Raw genomic sequence first — 17565 nt, forward strand, 5'->3', positions numbered from 1 at the left:
ATCCACAAAGGAGACATTTCATGCAGCTTGAAGGAAAAACCATCGTCGTCACCGGCGTGTCGTCGGGCATCGGCGCCGAGGTGGTGCGCATCGCGCGCTTTGCCGGCGCCCGCGTCATCGGCATGGACCGCAACGACCCCAGCCTCACGCTCGACGGCTTCGTCAAGGCCGACCTGAGTTCTGTCGCCGCCATCGATGCGGCCGTGGCGCAATTGCCCGAACGCTTCGACGCGCTGTGCAACATCGCCGGCGTGCCCGGCACGGCGCCCGTGAAGCTGGTCGCCGACGTCAACTACCTGGGCCTGCGCCATCTGACCGAGCAGGCGCTGCCGCGCATCCCGCGCGGCGGTTCCATCGTCAACGTGGCCTCCATCCTCGGCGCCGAATGGCCGCAGCGGCTGGCGCCGCACAAGGCGCTGGCCGCCGCGCAGGGCTTCGAGGCCGGCGCCCATTGGCTGCGCGACCATCCCGTGCCGCAGGAGACCTGCTACCAGTACTTCAAGGAAGCGCTGATCGTCTGGAGCGCCACGCAGTCGCAGAAATGGTTTCTGGAACACGGCGTGCGCATGAACTGCGTCGCGCCGGGGCCGGTTTTCACGCCGATCCTGGGCGACTTCGTGAGCATGCTCGGCCAGGAGCGGGTGCAGGCCGATGCGCACCGCATGCTGCGCCCCGGCTTCGCCGACGAGATCGCGCCGGTGATCGCGTGGCTGTGCAGCGACCAGGCGCGCTGGATCAGCGGCGCCAGCATCCCGGTCGACGGCGGCCTGGCATCGACATACATCTGAGCCGCGATGACCCACGCCGCCGCCATGCTCGACGTGGCGGCCGGCTGGCGGCGTGACTTGAGGTGGGCAAGTACCTTGCCGGCGGGAAATGACTCCGCTGCGGCGCATTGGGTGGTAGGCCGTGATGGGCTTGAACCATCGACCAACGGATTATGAGTCGGAAGATTCGAGCGTTGATCTAGGTTGATTGGCGAAGCATTTTCCTATGGAGATCAACACTATTCCCCTCTGAAATCCATCTTCTCTTGCCTCGGGGTGTTGATTAGAATCCATCGGGATTTATTTATTTTTCTTACATCCTCCAGTACATCGGCGAAGGATGTAAGGGACAAGGAAACCGTGGCGCGAATCAACTTCACGACAGGCCGGCTGACAGCTTTCACTTGTCCGCTGGACAAGGCGCAGGCCTTCATTTGGGATACAGGCGTCATCGGTCTCGGCGTGCGCGCCACACCGCGTGGCGCCCCAAGCTACGTCTTCCAAAGGGAGTTTCAAGGGAAATCGCCCCGCATCACCATCGGGGCAGTGGCGGACTGGACCATCTCAGCAGCGCGTGAGCGTGCACGGAGGCGAAAACCCGACAATCGTCGGCCCGGCTTGCGCTGAGGTGCCTCAAGGCTTTCTTGAATTGGTGCGCAGAGCATCCAGATTACAAAGCGCAGATGCAGCTGGTCAATCCGGCCAAGACGCGGCGCACGCGCGAGGCCTTGGGCAAAGCGACGGCGAAAAGCGATGTATTGCTCAAAGAGCAGTTAGCAGCGTGGTTTGAGGCAGTGCGGGCACTCCCAAGCCCTGTCATGTCGGCCTACCTACAAGTGCTGCTCCTGACTGGCGCGCGGCGCACTGAAGTACTCGACCTGAAATGGAAGGACATAGATTCCCGATGGAAGTCACTCGTGATTCGCGACAAGATCGAGGGTGAGCGCAAGATTCCGCTGACACCCTACGTTGCCGAACTCCTCGGCAACCTGCCTCACTTGCCCAAAAACCCGTTCGTATTTGCCAGCGCCTTGGCAAAGGAGGGGCGAATTTCCGATCCCCGCGCCGGCATGCAAGCAGCCTGCGAAACAGCAAAGATCGAAGGCCTAACACCTCACGGCCTACGCCGTTCATTCAAATCACTGACCGAATGGCTCGAAATTCCGGCTGGTGTGGTGGCGCAAATCATGGGCCACAAGCCCAGCGCAACCGCCGAAAAGCACTACACCGTGCGCCCCCTGGACCTGCTGCGCATTCATCACGACCGCATCGAGACGTGGATGCTGGAACAGGCATGCATCGACTTCAAACCCAACAGTGGTCCGCCCCCCGCGGAGAAGCCTCGCAACACTGAAAGTCGCCTGAGTGATTGGTTACCGACAATCGCACATAGCAGTTTTGCGGCCCCGCCAGATGCGCCAAACCAGAAGGAAGGAGAATCTCCACTCCTGCGCAATCGTTGAAAAAAATGATCCCGATCAAACACCTTGAAGCCGAAGAAGCACTGAAGAAATTTCGAGGGATGGTCGAATTGAAGCCAAGAGAAGCGGCGCTAATTTACTGCAGAATCGAGCCCCCAAAAAACTGGGAAAGCATTTCAAGCGATCTTTGGCACAGCTTGGGCGCAATGAATGAGGATGTACGTTATGCCAACGACATCACATTGTCATGGCAATCTCAAAACCTCGTTTCTGAAAAAATTAGTCCACGCGAATTCATTTCATGGATAAAAAACAATATCGATGAAAATTGGCCCGAAAATCCAATCGGGGCGCGGCCAGCAATTATAGAAATTTCAGGGCGGCCAGTAATTTTTCAGTCGCCGCTCAAATTGAAAAGGTGGAGCCCTCGTAGGATCTTTCCTTCTAACTTTAAGAACCCCAACATTAGCGTCGACAGTGCGCACTACACTTATGCCACGCCTCAGGTCAGATCATCGGTGACCTTGAATGAAGAATCCACAGAAACTCTTACTCCCAGCAGGTCAACACACACGTTAGACAAGCGGCGTGCAGAAATAATTTCAGCAACACTAAAAGAGGAAAAACTATTTGACACCGAACAAGCCATGCTCGACCTCATTTGGTATCGTCTTTTAGACTCCATCGAAAAAAATCCTCCCATCGATGTAGAAAAAATAAAGCCCAAGAAAAAAGATGACCTAGAGATCGGGATGAGATGGGGATTAAAGAGTGTAAACAGGGAAACGATTCGAAGCGAACTCCGCAGAAATTCCGTTTATATGAAAATGAAGAAAGCATCCAAACCTCCCCTTCCGGAACAATAAGAGCCGTTCTGACCTGCCCCCGCCCGGCCGTCCCTGCGTAATGGCAGTGAAGTCCGTCAACTTGGAGAATGACGGACATGAGAAAGAGAAGATATACCGAGGAGCAGATCATCGGTTTCATCAAGCAAGCCGAGTCCGGCTTGCCGATCAAAGATCTGTGCCGCAAGGGCGGCTTCAGCGTGCGACCTTCTACAAATGGCGCGCCAAATACGGCGGGATGCCCGATGCTAGGCGACTGCGTGAGCTCGAGGCAAAGAACAACAAACTCAAGAAGCTGCTGGCCGAAGCGCACCTAGACATCCACGCACTTAACACGGCCTTCGGGGTAAATCGATACCCCCGCAAGCCAAGCGCACGGCCGTCGCCATCATGATCGGGGAAAGCGATCTAAGCGAACTGCGCGCCTGCAGGCTTGTGGGGCTCTCCCGCGACCGCTATCGCAATTCCAACCTGCGCCCCTCAATCAGCACGTTCGAGTTGTCCACAAATAGATGCACACGGCTAGCGCCGGCCTGGTAGCGGCCTGTGGCTTCGGTGCCGCTGTCGTCGAGGCTCAGTGCAATACGCCACTTCCTTGATTGGACGTACTTGACGACGAGGTCGCTGTCACCGGGCTTGGCGTTGGGGGCGGTCGAAGGTTCGATCTGGATGTCGGCTTCGGCTGTCGGGGCGCGCTTGAGGTTTTCCAGGCCCTGCTCGATGTCGCGCAGGTTCAGGAGGTCGCCGGGGCGTGCGGAAATGGCTGTGGCCAGCAAGGCTGAGTTGCCGAGCAGCGTGGCTGAGGAATCGGGCGTTGTCCGAATGGCAGCGATGCGGCCGGGCACCAGCGAGAGGGTCAGCGTGCCTGCAGAGAGATCCTGTGGCGCAGCGAGCACACGGGTGGTGACGTAGCCGCGCGCAATGACAGCTTGTTGCGCACGTGCAAGGACCACGTTGACGCCAGCCGTGCCGAGACAGCGGCCGACGGGTGAATCATTGCCCTGGGGGCCTGACAGATCGGCAACGGCCCATTGGAAGGACTCGGACTGCTCACCGACCAACAGCACGCGATCGATGCGGAAGCACGGCGACTCGGATTCGGGGATGCGCTGCGTGGGCGGCGGCGGAGCCACTCGCGGGCGCTGGTCGACAGTACGCTCGTTCTGCTCGCGCAGGGCGCGTTCGCGCTCTTGCTGTCGTTGTTGCTCGACGAAGGGTTGTGGCGTGGTCGGCGATTGCTGGCTCATCGCCAGCAGTGGGCAGGCGGCCATGGCAGCCGCCAACAGATTGCGTTTCAAGTCAGACTCCCTCTTCTCTCTCTTGTCCTAGGCCGAAGCCTGTATGGGCCAGAACCGCCTTCAACGAACGGGTGCAGGGCAATCCGCGACGATTTGCACCGGAACGGATACCGGGGCATCGCGGTTGGTGGCATCCATGACGTTCAAGCTGCAGGCCGGATTGCTGCCCCACACGAACTCGACGGTGTAGGCGTGTGCGTCCTGCGGCGTGAACTGCGCAGTGACGGGGCCGCAATGGCCGGTGCGATAGCCGGAGCCCGTTCCATCAGCCCAAGAGCCATAGCCGCGCACCTGGATCGGCTCGCCCGGCTTGGCTTCATGAACAAGGTAAGGCTCCGTCCGACGGCCACGCTGCACTGCGCTGGCAATCCATGGATACACGATGCCGCGGCCGGCGTAGGCCACGCTGCCCAGAGACGTGAAGTCCCGGCAGGCTTGCGGCGAACTGCTTACCGAGAAGTTGGCCGGATAGCCTGACCCGGCCGCCCGCAGGATGAGCTTGGCGCTGCCGGGTTCGACTTCGGGCAACTCGTTGTAGCCGTTGTTGGCACGGATGTCGGCCAGCGCCGCGTCGGGGTTGATCTCGCTGTAGGCGCATGCCGAAAGCATGGCGACGGCGACAACGGTGAGGTAAATCCCTGAATATTTCACATTCTTGTAGCCTGTGGCCAAGCCTTGGTGCAAACGCTGCCTCGCGAGATCAGCGCTTGAGTTCGACGGTGCGGGCGGAGGGGTTGCCTGAGAAGCCGGTCACGGCGCAATCGGCACCAAAGAGCATGTCCAACCGCTCGTCTCCCTGGGTCGTCCAGTACCGCCACGTTTTGGCGCTCAGGTCCTTGGTGTCGTTGCGCGAGAGGGGGGCTGAGCGACACATCATCGATGGGGATCAGATTTTCCGGGCTCATTGTCCTTCGCCCCCAGCGTTCTCTTTTGCTTCTTGGTGAGCTTCTTGTCTTTAAACATTGCATCAATCTCATCAATTTCTGCTTGCGAATGAATTGGCTTAGGGGCGGCCAGCGTGCCTTCAACGACTATTGGGCACCATCCTGAAATTTCGTTAAAAAAAGACAAATCTAAAATACGATAAAAGTCAGGAGCTGTTTTCTCCAGCGTGACGGTTGCAAAACAATAATGGGTATAAGGACCGCCGCCACCTGCAGGAGCTCGTGCATCTACCATTTCAGTACTCCATCCTGTCACCTTGCCTACCGCCGCTGGAAGTGGATGCTGAAATGCCAACTCAAAATGATTCCCTCCGACTTTACAAAAGCACGGTATATTTTTTTGTTCAAGCATGCTTTTCACCGTAAGATTACTCAGAAGAGAGATTTCGAGCGCGAGCGTCATGGTTTTTTGGGCTTAGGCAAAATCACCTCGCCTGTAAAATTGGTTTGAAATGTACTTGCAGGACTAAAATATTGCGTCCCTTGAGGATCACGGATAGCCACTACCCGGACTCCATTTCGTGTTGTGACTCCGTCTACTACAACAAAATGTGAAAAGTCCGTTCCCCCTACTTTATCAAAAATACGTACAACTACAGGAACTCCGTCAGCTGTATAACGCGCGAGATCATCGACATTCCGACTACTTAAGGCAACGGCATCGACCCCTTCCGCTTTCATCAAGGATTCCACTTGCTTAGAAAGAATTCCCTGTGGTGTTGGAGGTATGCTTTCAATCAGTTTTGCGACATCGACAGACTTCCCAAGCGTGTCCAGTACCATGCCACAAGAATTATGACCACAAGTTGGCACCATTCCTTGATCCAATACCGTTCTATTTCCGTTTCTCGGAATGGAGTCAACAAGCAATGGGTTTTTCGCGGCCGCACCGGCTCCGGCATCAGCATAAAAATTCCCCGCAATGCGCTCGGCAGCATCGTCGGATAGCGATTGCCCGGTGCGCGCAAGAACTGTCTCTTTTACGATTGAGGCCGTTAGCAATCTAGCTGCAGAAAGTTCACCCAACGTGTAAATATCTGCTGCCATCAACCCTAGCTGCAAGGCGTCCTTGATCACGGGAGCCTTATCGATCACGTTGATCGCTGTATTGATTTCTTTGATGCTCTTGCGAGCCTGCGCTTTGGTCTCCTCGTTGGCCGTAGGGTCAGACAGGAGTTGCTCCAAGCCGGCACGAACATTCTCAAGGCCCATCTTTTCGATAAGCGATGAGCCCTTCAATTCGCCGGTGTTGACGGCACTCCTGAGGTCGTAAGCACGCAATACGTCGACTTCACAGGCCGGATTTTTCCTTGCCCGGCAGTCGTCGATTTTTTGCTGTCGATTGCGCAGATCGGTTGCGGTCAGGTAGTTGTTCGAGGCTTCATTGAAGCCACCCGCGGCACCGGCCGTCCCACCCGCTGCAGCACCGACGGCTGCTCCCGTCGCCATAACCAACGCCTGCTTGACTGGGATAGCCCCAACTTTGCGCGATGTGCCGCCAACCTGGAAGCACTGAAGCGGCGCTTCGTGACCTCGCCTGCATCACCACCCGAATCCGGAGCCGAAGAAGGACGTACCGCGCCCTTCGCGACGCGACGCAGTTCCTTTTCTTGCGCACTCACTTGACGGCGTAGCTCAGCAATAGCCGAACGATGGGAAACCGATGCTTTCTTCAGCGTTTCAATCTCGGCGCGCACTTCTCTACGAGCCACGCGGGAAATTTCGGCTTTGAGGATCGAGGCAATATTGGGCATCGGCGCATTGTGCCGTCTTGTTGTCGTGGGCGACAGTTTGATCAAGATGGTTGCTTCGAGCGCCTTCTGAGCCATGAGCCCCTCCCGCTCTAAGACGACACGAGATCAGCCCAAAAAAGAAATCGCGACTGACCGCCTGGACACTTCTTCACGAAACGAATTCATGAAGAAGTGTTCAGACTTTCTTTCAACCGATTTCCTTGCGGCCACGACCGCTTCGCCGATCAATCCCATATGCGTTCGTCAAGTTGGCGGACTGAATCTCGGTCTCCATAGCACGCCGCACTTCTTCCAAGCGAGAGGGATCAGCTTGCTTGCGTGCAAGCATTGCACGGTCCACCTGGCTGAGGAAGTCTTCGTCAAACAAGATCTCCGCACCTTGAGACTGCGCGCTTGAGGCTCGTGCCTCATCGACTTGCTTTACCAAAGCGCCTCCTTAAGGAAGATCGCCTCCACGCGCTTTGCCCCTGCTCCATGGGCCGGAAAGGATGCCGAATGGCGTTGCAGCCGCACTTGCTGCAGCGCCCACCGCCATGCCGAACTCAGCGCCGGTGATAACGCCAGACAGCGCGCCGGAGACGCCACCGGCTGCACCGGCGATCGTGCCGATGGCCGCACCAGCCTTCTTGGCGATGCCGCGCGTTGCAATACGCCGCGACTGGCAGGAAGGACAGGCGACGTGCGGTGCGGATGCGAAGGTCTCATGCGGCTGAAAGGGTTCATCGTCGAAAGTGCTGGATGTGAAGTCGTTTTCTATGAAATGCGGGAGCGGATGACGCCCTCAGAAGAAGGAAGGACACGCCTGGAGAAGCCAGACGGCACAAAGCCCAGCGCGGCGGAACCGGGCTGGGCTTTGTTGGGCAAGAGCAGACGTTTTACTGTCTGTTCAAGGAAGTCATATATGGCTGAAAAAAACTGGAATCGAGCACCCGGTGATCAAGCTTCAACGCTTGATCACACTTTGGCTCAAGAATAGGTCAACAAGGCGCTGGACTTCCGCGCGCGGGTCCTTAGGGTTGCAGCGGAAGTTCTGGCGACACCACGCCCCGAAAGGCTCACTGACCTCGTACTCCATGCACCGGGAAAATCGGGCATCGCCACGTTGGCCAGTTGCCCAAGTGATGGGGAAGTTAGTGCAGGGGCCCACTTATACGACCAGTGCGCTGAGTCTCGAAATGGACTCCCGCAAGTTCTCCATCGAGTTGGCCGTCGAGAATCGCACGAACTTTTCGGACTCGGCACTGCCGAAATCCCGGCCCGGAGAAATCGCCACCCGCGCGCGCTTCATGACTTCGAAAGAAAAATCCCAGCTATTCGAGACCCCCAGCTTTTCGAACCAGCCAGAGCAATCCACCCAAGCATAGAAGGCACCGTCCGGCATGACCGGCACTTTCAGGCCGATGCTTTCGAGCGCAGGAATGAACCAGTCTCGCCGGGCCTTGAATTGATGTCGCCTTGCCTCGTATTCGGCGATCGACTCGGCTTCGAAGCAGGCGATCGCAGCATGCTGCGCGACCGTGCTTGGGCACAGAAAAAAGTTCTGCGCAAGCCGCTCGATCACGGGGACCATGGGATCAGGCACCACCACCCAACCCAGCCGCCACCCCGTCATGCAGAAGTACTTCGAGAAGCTGTTGATGCTAATGACGTCCTGATCAATCGAGAGCGCGCTTTCGCTGAAGGCGTCCTCATGGCTCAGACCTAGGTAGATCTCGTCGAGCAGCGTGATGCCGCCTCTCGATTTCACGAGAGAATGAATCTTCTCGAACTCCTCTTTGACGATGGAGGTTCCGGTGGGGTTGGACGGAGAAGCCAACAACACCCCGCGCGTCTTATTGGTCCAGTGCTCAGCGACCTTGTCCGCACTCAATTGATACCGTTCGCTCGCGTTGGTCGGGACCAGGATGGGGCGGCCTTCTGCCGCCATCACGAAATGCCGATTGCAGGGATAGCAGGGATCTGGCATCAGCACTTCATCGCCGGCTTCGATCAGCGCCATACTCACGAGTTGCAGCGCAGCTGAAGCCCCTGCGGTCACGACGATGCGACGCGCAGGCACATCGATCCCGAATCGCTGGCGATACCAGCCGCTGATCCGCTCTCGCAGTTCGCTCAATCCGACCGCAGCTGTGTATTGGGTGGCACCGGCCCGAACGGCACGAACAGCGGCCTCTTGCACGAGCGGTGGCGCAGTGAAGTCCGGCTCTCCGATCGTCAGATGGATCATGGGCCGTGAGGCGTTTTCGGGTTCCTTTTCCAACAGGGCGGCGGCCTTGGCCACTTCCATGACATAGAACGGCTCAATTCGCTCGGCGCGACTCGTGAATTTCATCGAACGACTTTCATAGTTGATCAGGGCGCACAGCGCCCGGCACGCACGTTGGATGCTGACGGTGGCGCATGCACACCATTCGCCGAAATGGCGATGGATGCACGCCTCGCCTTGGAGGCGCGTACACCGGATGATCATTCTCTGAAGTCGCGAACGACGAAACAATCGCTCGTTCCGATATAGACATTTACGCTTTTGGTAAGGATGGCGGGCGCAGCCGCTGTGCACCGCCGGCTCTCAGGTGAGATCAATAGGCTGGCTCAGAGGGCGGCGGACTCAAACTGCATCCGGTCGGCCTCGATCGATGGCGCGATGTGCTCCTGGACGAAATCCAGCCACGCCCGGGTCTTGGCGTCCATGTAATGTCGTGAGGGCATCAGCGCGAAGACGCCGATGTCCGGCGATCGCCACCCATGCAGGACATGCGTGAGGCGGCCTGCTTGAATCGATTCGATGACGCTGAATAGGGGGAGAAGGGCAACGCCTGCACCGCCTTCCGCGACGCTCCTGATGACATCGGGCGTATCGGCGACGCATTGAGCGCGCGCAGCAAGCTCGATCTTGCTGCCCCCCGGCCCCACCAATCTCCAGCCAGAGCTGACGGAAGGATTGACCACCTGCAGCGTGGAGTGGGCGCTCAACTCACTCGGCTTTTGTGGCGAACCGTGCTCGGACAGGTACGCCGGTGAAGCGCACAGTATCGAGAACGTCGTGGCCAGGCGCCTCGACAACAGCCCTGAGTCTGAGAGTTCCTCTGCGACATACAAGCTCACGTCGCTTCCCGACGCCAGGAGGTTCGGCTTGTGCTGGGACGTGCTGTACTCGACCTGGATCTCGGGATATTGACGAAGAAAGAGCGGCAGCCGCGGCGCCACGTAGCGACGGCCAAGATCGAACATGCAATGCATGTGGAGGCGGCCCGCAGGTGCAACGCCCGTTCCCGTGGCCAATGCCTCCGTTTCTGCCAACAAGGCCAGCATGTCCCGGCAACGCTCCAAGTAGGCAGCGCCGACGTCTGTCAGCGACCGCTGCCGTGTCGTGCGGTGAAGCAGTTTGGCGCTGAGGCGCTTTTCCAGATCGCCGATCAGCCGTGACACCTGTGCCGTTGTGAGGTCAAGCTGTTCGGCCGCCGAAGAGAAGCTCCCGGCGTCCACCACGCAAACGAACGCCCGCATGGCATGGAACACACCCGTATCGAGAGTTTTGCGCATTGCGTAAAGATCTATGTGAGAAATCGATATTGTTTCCATTTTTTCACGCACAGACAATGAACGCTCCACGCTTCTGTTCCTTGTATGTCGCGCCCAAGTTCCTCTTCACGCACCAGCCTGTTCGCATGGGCAGCGCTGATCCTTCCGCCCCTGCTGTGGGCCGGTAACTTCGTTGTCGGCCGGGCTGTTCGGGACACGATGAGCCCCATGTCACTGTCAGTTGGGCGCTGGGCCGTTGCATTGGTGTGCCTCCTGCCCTTCGCCTATGGGTCAATCCGCCGTGATTGGCGCGCGTACTGGAAGCACCGCGGAGCTGTAGTCGGGAGTTCGGTCGTCGGCATCGCTGCGTACAACTCGGTCCTGTACTTCGGCTTGCGAACCACGACCGCTAGCAACGCTTTGCTGCTCAATTCCCTCGCGCCGCTGTTGATCGTCGTACTCGGCGCACTGCTCTACCGCCAGCGACTGCAATGGCACCAAGGGCTCGGGCTGTTCCTTTCCTCGGTCGGTGTCGTGAATCTCGTTCTGCAAGGCAGATGGTCTCAGTGGCACGCCATCTCCTTCGTCCCGGGCGACGCCATCATCCTCGGCGCGGCGATTCTGTGGGCTGTCTACACCATCTGGTTGCGCCAACTGCCCTCGCACCTCGATCGGGCGGGTCTCATGACGATTCAGATCGCCACCGCGCTTGTCGTGATGCTCCCCTTCCTCTTGGCTGAGCATCGCTTGGACCCCGGTCCCGACTGGGAGCTGTCCGCCTACGCCGCCGTGGCCTACGTCGGCGTGTTCTCTTCTGCGTTGGCGTACTTCTTCTATATGCGGGCAGTCGAACATTTTGGACCAGCCCGCGCGGGCCTTTGCATCCATCTCGCGCCGATGTTTGGCGTTGTGCTTTCGGCTCTATTCCTTCACGAAAAACTGCAGCCTTACCACGCGGCTGGCATGAGTGCCATAGGCGCTGGATTGATTCTGTCGAGCGTCAATTGGAATGGATTGGAAAAACCTCGCTGGTTGAGCACCTCAGCTGAAACCTGAACAGCAAATCAAGAAGAAGAAAATTTTCCGAATCTGCTCCATCAAAAGACTCCATCCTGTTTAACAACCGGATGGCCTTCTTTCGCCGTTTTGATTCATAGAAAAAAGCATCATTCAACTCTTTGATTTCGCAGGAATACGGAACCCATCTTGCTTTTAACCAATCGCAACCAATCCGGTTGAGGTGAGTTGTTGCGCTCCCATGCTTGCAGTGAAACGACATATAAGGATCTCTAGTGAATACCCAAGCAGTGTCCAAGCGAAACATTCTGGCAGCCGTTATCGGCAATGCATTGGAGTGGTACGACTTTCTGGTCTTCGCATTCATGACGCCCATCGTGGCCAAGCTCTTCTTTCCCAGCAACCCGAACAATCCCGACGACAGCGTCAACCAGATCCTGCTCGCGACTGCCGTATTTGGCGTGGGCTTCTTCATGCGGCCCGTGGGCGGCATCCTGATCGGTCTTTATGGCGACAGGAAGGGCCGCAAGGCCGCCATGGTGTTGGTGACCGGCCTGATGGCCGTTGCGATTGCATTGATCACGCTCGCACCAACCTATGCGGCGATTGGCATCCTGGCGCCGCTATTCATCGTTCTGGCGAGGCTTCTCCAAGGCTTTGCAGCAGGCGGTGAATTCGGCACTTCGACCGCGCTGCTCATCGAGCTCGCTCCGCCGGGCAAGCGCGGCTTCTATGGCTCATGGCAGATGACGGGCCAGATGGCAGCGCTGCTGATCGGCGCGGCGATCGGCACCCTGATCACCAACTTTTTCACCCAGCAGGAACTGATGGACTGGGCCTGGCGCCTGCCCTTCGCCTTCGGGCTGCTGATCGTTCCGGTGGCCATCTACATTCGCCGCCACGTCGAGGAGCCAGAGACTTTCAAGCGGCTCAAGGCAGCCAAGGCTACCGGCGAAATCAAGGAAGTTGGCCTGATCGAGATGCTGCGAACCCACGCTCGCGAAACGTTGGTCGGCATGGGATTGGTGGTCACGTGCACGGTCTCGATCTACATCACGTTCACCTACCTGGTGACCTTCTCCACTGTCACGCTCAAGCTGCCGTTGCACGACACCTTCCTGGTGCAGATGGCCGGCGCCGCACTGATGGTAGTCATGATGCCGCTGATGGGGGCATGGTCCGACCGAATCGGGCGCCGCCCCTTACTCATCGGCTCACTGCTCGGCTACCTGCTGGTCCTGTATCCGCTGTACGCCTGGCTGGTCGACGGGCCGACCATTGCCAAGCTCATGACCGTGCAGATGATCGTTGGCGTATTTGCAGCGGCCTTCTTCGGCGTGTTCTCGACGGTGGTTGCCGAGCTGTTTCCAGCCAATGTTCGCTCTGTCGGGATGTCCATGGCCTACAACGTCGCGGTGATGGTCTTTGGCGGCTTCGCGCAGTTCATCGTCACCTGGCTGATCCGCGCCACGGGCTCGCCCATGTCTGCTGCTTACTACGTCATGTTCGGCGTCTTCCTGGGGTTGATCGCGTCATTCTTCGTTCGCGATCGAGCCCACGACACCCACATCGACTGATCCCTCGCCCCGCGCTCCTACAACCGCGCGGGCACAAAGCCCGCCGCGGCGTCGGTTCACATATCCAGCGCATTCCGCGCAAGACCATGATGACTTCAACCACGACTCGATCCTGGCTGGATCTACTGGTGTCGTTCGACACCACCAGCCGCAACTCCAATCTGGCGCTGGTCGAGACCGTCCGAGATGCGCTGACTGCGCAAGGCCTGAACCCCGAACTGATTCACTCTCCGCAGCGCAACAAGGCCAATCTCTTCGTCACGCTGCCTGCCAGCGACGGCACCACGCAGGGCGGCATCATTCTCTCGGGCCACACCGACGTGGTTCCGGTCGACGGGCAGAACTGGCACACGGACCCCTTCAGTGTGACCGAGAAGGACGGGAAGCTCTACGGCCGGGGTACGGCGGACATGAAGGGCTTCATTGCCGCCACACTGGCAATGGTCCCGGAATTCCTACAGACTACTCGCAGCAAACCGATCCACTTGGCGCTCTCCTACGACGAGGAAATCGGGTGCCTTGGCGCGCCAGTGATGCTCGCCGAACTCAAACGCCGAGGGCTCCGGGCCGATGGCTGCGTCGTCGGCGAGCCCACGGGCATGCAGGTCATGGTCGCGCACAAGGGCGTGAATCTCTTTCGTTGCCGGGTACATGGCAAGGCAGCACATTCGTCGCTGACACCCCAGGGCTGCAATGCGATCGAATACGCCGCTCGTCTAATCTGCCGGATCCGTAGCCTGGCCGATCGCATGAAGGCAGAAGGTCCGTACGACAAGTTCTACGACGTGCCGTTCACGACCATGAGCACGAACCAGATCGTCGGCGGCATCGCAATGAACACCGTGCCTGAGTTCTGCGAATTCACGTACGAGTTCCGCAACTTGCCGGGCATGTCGCCAGAAATGATCCAGGCGAAAGTGGAGCGCTACGTCCGCTATCAATTGCTGCCCCGCATGCGCCTTGAGTACGCCGAGGCAAGCATTGAAATCGATGCTGGCCCCACTGCGCCATTCCTCGATGCATCAGAGCAAGCCGCCATCACCACCCTCGTTCGCGCTTTGGCCCAGGACAAGGCCACGCGCAAGGCTGCGTATGGAACCGAGGGCGGGCAATTCCAAGCGGCAGGCATTCCGTCCGTGGTGTGCGGGCCTGGCCATATCGAACAGGCACACAAGCCCGACGAGTTCGTGGAGATCAGCCAGCTAAAAAGTTGCGAAGACTTCCTTCGAAAGCTCGGCCGATCGCTCGCCTGAGTCCATGCGGCCTCGCGCCGCACGAAACGGTACGGTACGCCTCCTAGATCGGCCGCCAAGGCGGAGGTGAGCTTACCTGCCGGTCAGATAGGCCAACATGCGCCACAGCGTTCCCCTGGCCGATGACGACCGCGCGCGCTCCCAAGGCCTGCGATTCGTGCAAGGCCCTACCAACGTGGGATGCAGGGTAGTGGCTGCGCCTACTCTGCAGCGAGAAACTTCGTACACATGTCGACCAAGCGCGCCGCCGCGGGCGACAGCGAGTGACCACGAATCGTCACGGTGGCGATGGTACGGTTCAGCGCCGGACCAATGATCCGCACGACTTTCAGCGACGTGCGCCGGGGAATGGCCACGCGGGGAAGCAGCGCGATGCCCAGCCCCGCCTCCGCCATGGCCACCAGTGTGGTGACCTGCATGAATTCGTAAGCGCTGTCCGAAGCCAATCCGTTCGCTTTCAACGCGCTGTCCACATGATCGCGGAATGCGGTCGAACTCGACAGCTTCAAGAGCGGCAGTTTGGACAGCTCCCGCAAAGAGATGCTCGCCCGCCCGCCGTCCTGGTAGCCGCGCGGCAGCATTGCGCAGTACTCGTCGACAAAGATCGGGGCGAATTCCAGCTCGCCCTTCTTCTCGGGCACAGGCCCAATTGCGAAGTCGACCTCACGGCGACGCACCGCCTCCAACAAATCCTGGTTCGCCAACTCACGAACGTGCACGGTGATGCCCGGGTATTTTTTTGCGAAGGCTGTAAGGATCGCGGGCAGCCGTGTGCTGGCCACGGTAGGGACACACGCGAACGAGAGATGCCCTTGCTGCACATCGGCGGCGTGCTGGAGGTGCGCCAGACCCACTTCCAGTTCGGCCAATGCCTTGCGCGCACTGATCAGCAACTGTTCTCCTTCTCGGGTGAGTTCGACCTTGCGCGTGGTGCGCTGAAACAGCGCGACACCCAACTGCTCCTCGAGTTGCTTGACCTGCATGCTCACCGCGGGCAACGAGCGATGGGTTTCCTCCGCCGCCTTGCGGAAACTCCCGTTCTGCGCGACCGATAGGAAGGTACCGATCAGCTTTAGATTGATGCTCATGACTGAATAGTGAAATCGATTGTTTCGAAATTTCTACGCTCTCAGAACTCATCATCGAGCCCATCTAATAGTTCCATAACTCTTAACAATGAGTCAGATTATTTGAGTTGTTGAAGGTCAAGGTCAACCCTAGCATTCGAGCCATCCCCAATGACTCGCACAAGAGGCAAGACTCGATGACCGCACCCCTGATGACGCTCGTGGCTTTCCTGCAGGCACAGAACTGCTCGAACCTGGTGGCCTCCTGGCGTCACCCCGACACAGAGCTCGGCTATGGCACGCCGGCGTACTACCAGCACATCGCCCGGACGCTGGAGCGAGGAAAGTTCCAGATGGCATTCTTCGATGACCGCCTCGCCATGCCCGACCGCTACGGCGACGATCACCGCGACACGGTGGAGAACGGCGTGCGCGCGGTCAAGCTCGACCCCATCTCGGTCGTTACCGCCATGGGGCTGGCCACCGAGCGCCTGGGCCTGGGCGCCACCTACTCCACCACTTACTACGAACCCTTCCACGTGGCCCGTGTGTTCGCCACGCTCGACTTGCTCACCAAGGGCCGCGTGGCGTGGAACGTGGTGACCTCGCTCAACAACTCGGAGGCCGCGAACTTCGGCGCGCAGGAGCACCTGGCTCACGACCTGCGCTACGAGCGGGCCGATGAATTCCTCGAGGTCGTTCTGGGGCATTGGGACACCTGGCAGGAAGGTGCCCTGCTGCACGACAAGGCTTCTGGCAGCTTCGCCGACGCCGACAAGGTGCGCAGGCTCGACCACGAAGGCAAGTGGTTCAAGTCGCGTGGCCCATTCACGGTGCCGCGCTCCGACCAGGGCCACCCGGTGCTCATCCAGGCGGGGCAGAGCGGACGCGGCAGCGAATTCGCGGCACGTTGGGGCGAGCTCGTCTTCGTGATCTATCCGAACATCGACGTGGCCCGCAAGTCCTATGCTGACTTCAAGCGCAAGGTGGCGGCCCATGGCCGAGACCCAGCCAAGGTCAAGGTGGCGCCTGCCGTGTACGTGGTCGCGGCGGAAAGCCGCGCCGAGGCCGAAGACAAGAAGGCCGCCATCGACGCGCTGGTGCGGCCGGTCGACGGACTGGCGCTCTTGTCGGAGGTGTTGAACTTCGATTTCGCAACCAAGAAGCCGGACGAGCCTTTCACCGAAGAAGAACTGGCCTCCATCACCGGCCTGCGCGCGATCCTCGACCGTGTGGTGGCGCAAAGTGGTGTTGCACGCCCCACCCTGTCCGACTTCCTTCGCTTCAGCGGCCGCGGGACCACGGACGAACTCGCCACCTTCGTGGGCAGCAAAGGCGACGTGGCCGACCAGATGGAAGAGTGGTTCCGCACAGGCGCTTGCGACGGCTTCGTCCTCGCCGCCACCAGCATGCCCGGCAGCTACGAAGACTTTGTACGGCTGGTGGTCCCTGAACTCCAGCGCCGCGGCGTCTTCCACCACGACTACGAAGGTCCCACGCTGCGCGACAACCTGGGACTTGCCCGGCCTCGCGCCGGCGACTGGAAGCAGCTCTACCGCTAAACCGAGGAGAAACCCATGGAAGCCAGTGCCTACAAGCAACTCATGAAGCACCATGCGGGCGCGCCGGTGGTCATCGCCACCGGGTGCCCCGGGGCAAGAACAGGTCTCACAGCCACCGCCTTCTGCTCGCTGTCTGACTCCCCTCCCACCGTGCTCGTCTGCGTCAACCAGACGGCAAGCGCGCATCCCGTGATCCTGCAGACGCGATCGTTCTCGGTGAACGTGCTGCGCGACGGCCAGGCGGACATTGCCGCGCGCTTCGCCGGCATGACAGGACTGAAAGGCGAGCAGCGTTTCGAAGGCAGTGACTGGGCCGTGCAGGAAACCGGCGCACCGGTAATGGGCGATGCACTCGCCAGCCTTGACTGCGAACTGCTGCAGGCACATGACCACGGCACGCATTCGGTGTTCATCGGACTTGTCAAGGCCGTTCGAAGCGACTCCAAGTCGGAGCCGCTGATCTATTTTCGGGGCAACTTCAGCGCACTGGGTGACCGCTCGCGCGCGGCCTGCGCGGCTTGAACTGCCCGACGAGTCC

General features: G+C 59.3%; 18 protein-coding genes and 2 pseudogenes. 11 read left to right on the forward strand and 9 right to left on the reverse strand.

Going from position 1 to position 17565, the window contains the following annotated elements; all coding sequences use genetic code 11:
• Positions 1–20: 20 nt before the first annotated feature.
• The 5 genes and pseudogenes from PMI12_RS19475 to PMI12_RS29670 all read left to right on the forward strand — a co-directional run.
• Entirely contained in the window at positions 21–788 is a 768-nt protein-coding gene (locus PMI12_RS19475; protein WP_007835889.1) for a coniferyl-alcohol dehydrogenase, read from the forward strand.
• 183 nt (positions 789–971) lie between these two features.
• A complete protein-coding gene (locus tag PMI12_RS29630; RefSeq protein ID WP_337459808.1) occupies positions 972–1394 on the forward strand; it encodes an integrase arm-type DNA-binding domain-containing protein in 423 nt (140 codons plus the stop codon).
• 56 nt (positions 1395–1450) lie between these two features.
• Positions 1451–2230: a site-specific integrase gene (locus PMI12_RS19480; protein WP_007835891.1), complete on the forward strand. Its 780-nt coding sequence runs from the start codon at positions 1451–1453 to the stop codon at positions 2228–2230.
• Positions 2227–3054: a hypothetical protein gene (locus PMI12_RS28880; protein ID WP_157632238.1), complete on the forward strand. Its 828-nt coding sequence runs from the start codon at positions 2227–2229 to the stop codon at positions 3052–3054. Before PMI12_RS19480 ends, PMI12_RS28880 begins: the two co-directional genes overlap by 4 nt.
• 77 nt (positions 3055–3131) lie before the next feature.
• Positions 3132–3483 (forward strand): annotated as a pseudogene (locus PMI12_RS29670) (transposase); the annotation flags it as partial.
• Positions 3484–3530: 47 nt separating this feature from the next.
• On the opposite strand, the pseudogene PMI12_RS19485 reads toward PMI12_RS29670, so the two are convergent.
• The 6 genes and pseudogenes from PMI12_RS19485 to PMI12_RS19495 form a co-directional block, all read right to left on the reverse strand.
• A pseudogene (locus PMI12_RS19485) lies at positions 3531–4304 on the reverse strand (POTRA domain-containing protein); the annotation flags it as partial.
• 87 nt (positions 4305–4391) lie between these two features.
• A complete protein-coding gene (locus PMI12_RS19490) occupies positions 4392–5003 on the reverse strand; it encodes a hypothetical protein (protein WP_237726122.1) in 612 nt (203 codons plus the stop codon).
• Between the two features lie 201 nt (positions 5004–5204).
• Positions 5205–5678, reverse strand: coding sequence for a hypothetical protein (locus PMI12_RS28885; protein WP_157632240.1), 474 nt, complete (start codon positions 5676–5678; stop codon positions 5205–5207).
• Entirely contained in the window at positions 5675–6724 is a 1050-nt protein-coding gene (locus tag PMI12_RS28325; protein ID WP_007835900.1) for a cysteine peptidase family C39 domain-containing protein, read from the reverse strand. The genes PMI12_RS28885 and PMI12_RS28325 overlap by 4 nt, the downstream gene beginning before the upstream one ends.
• Positions 6637–7029 (reverse strand): hypothetical protein, encoded by a 393-nt coding sequence (locus tag PMI12_RS29115; RefSeq protein WP_237726126.1) that lies wholly within the window; start codon positions 7027–7029, stop codon positions 6637–6639. Before PMI12_RS29115 ends, PMI12_RS28325 begins: the two co-directional genes overlap by 88 nt.
• A 187-nt stretch (positions 7030–7216) precedes the next feature.
• Entirely contained in the window at positions 7217–7396 is a 180-nt protein-coding gene (locus PMI12_RS19495; RefSeq protein ID WP_157632241.1) for a hypothetical protein, read from the reverse strand.
• A 48-nt stretch (positions 7397–7444) separates the two neighbouring features.
• Here PMI12_RS19495 and PMI12_RS28890 point away from each other — a divergent pair, with 48 nt between their 5' ends.
• Positions 7445–8005 (forward strand): hypothetical protein, encoded by a 561-nt coding sequence (locus PMI12_RS28890; protein WP_157632242.1) that lies wholly within the window; start codon positions 7445–7447, stop codon positions 8003–8005.
• Between the two features lie 171 nt (positions 8006–8176).
• Here PMI12_RS28890 and PMI12_RS19500 read toward each other — a convergent pair whose 3' ends face one another.
• Complete coding sequence (locus PMI12_RS19500) at positions 8177–9361, reverse strand: pyridoxal phosphate-dependent aminotransferase (protein WP_007835901.1); 1185 nt, start codon at positions 9359–9361, stop codon at positions 8177–8179.
• 260 nt (positions 9362–9621) lie between these two features.
• The gene (locus tag PMI12_RS19505; RefSeq protein ID WP_237726123.1) at positions 9622–10641 is read right to left on the reverse strand and encodes a LysR family transcriptional regulator; all 1020 of its coding nucleotides are present in this window, start codon (positions 10639–10641) and stop codon (positions 9622–9624) included.
• A gap of 15 nt (positions 10642–10656) precedes the next feature.
• Between PMI12_RS19505 and PMI12_RS19510 the strand changes: the two genes are divergently transcribed.
• The 3 genes from PMI12_RS19510 to argE all read left to right on the forward strand — a co-directional run bounded on the left by PMI12_RS19510 (position 10657) and on the right by argE (position 14398).
• Complete coding sequence (locus PMI12_RS19510; RefSeq protein WP_042673786.1) at positions 10657–11607, forward strand: DMT family transporter; 951 nt, start codon at positions 10657–10659, stop codon at positions 11605–11607.
• 236 nt (positions 11608–11843) lie between these two features.
• On the forward strand, positions 11844–13145 hold the full coding sequence (locus tag PMI12_RS19515) for an MFS transporter (protein WP_007835907.1): 1302 nt from the start codon (positions 11844–11846) through the stop codon (positions 13143–13145).
• Positions 13146–13231: 86 nt separating this feature from the next.
• On the forward strand, positions 13232–14398 hold the full coding sequence (gene argE / locus PMI12_RS19520) for an acetylornithine deacetylase (protein WP_007835909.1): 1167 nt from the start codon (positions 13232–13234) through the stop codon (positions 14396–14398).
• Positions 14399–14598: 200 nt separating this feature from the next.
• Here the strand turns inward: argE and PMI12_RS19525 are convergent, their stop codons facing one another.
• Positions 14599–15486, reverse strand: coding sequence for a LysR family transcriptional regulator (locus PMI12_RS19525; RefSeq protein WP_007835914.1), 888 nt, complete (start codon positions 15484–15486; stop codon positions 14599–14601).
• A 176-nt stretch (positions 15487–15662) separates the two neighbouring features.
• Here PMI12_RS19525 and PMI12_RS19530 point away from each other — a divergent pair, with 176 nt between their 5' ends.
• Positions 15663–17027, forward strand: coding sequence for an LLM class flavin-dependent oxidoreductase (locus PMI12_RS19530; protein ID WP_007835915.1), 1365 nt, complete (start codon positions 15663–15665; stop codon positions 17025–17027).
• A gap of 15 nt (positions 17028–17042) precedes the next feature.
• A complete protein-coding gene (locus tag PMI12_RS19535; protein ID WP_007835917.1) occupies positions 17043–17549 on the forward strand; it encodes a flavin reductase family protein in 507 nt (168 codons plus the stop codon).
• The last annotated feature ends 16 nt before the right edge of the window (positions 17550–17565 follow it).

Source organism: Variovorax sp. CF313 (assembly GCF_000282635.1).
GTDB lineage: Bacteria > Pseudomonadota > Gammaproteobacteria > Burkholderiales > Burkholderiaceae_C > Variovorax.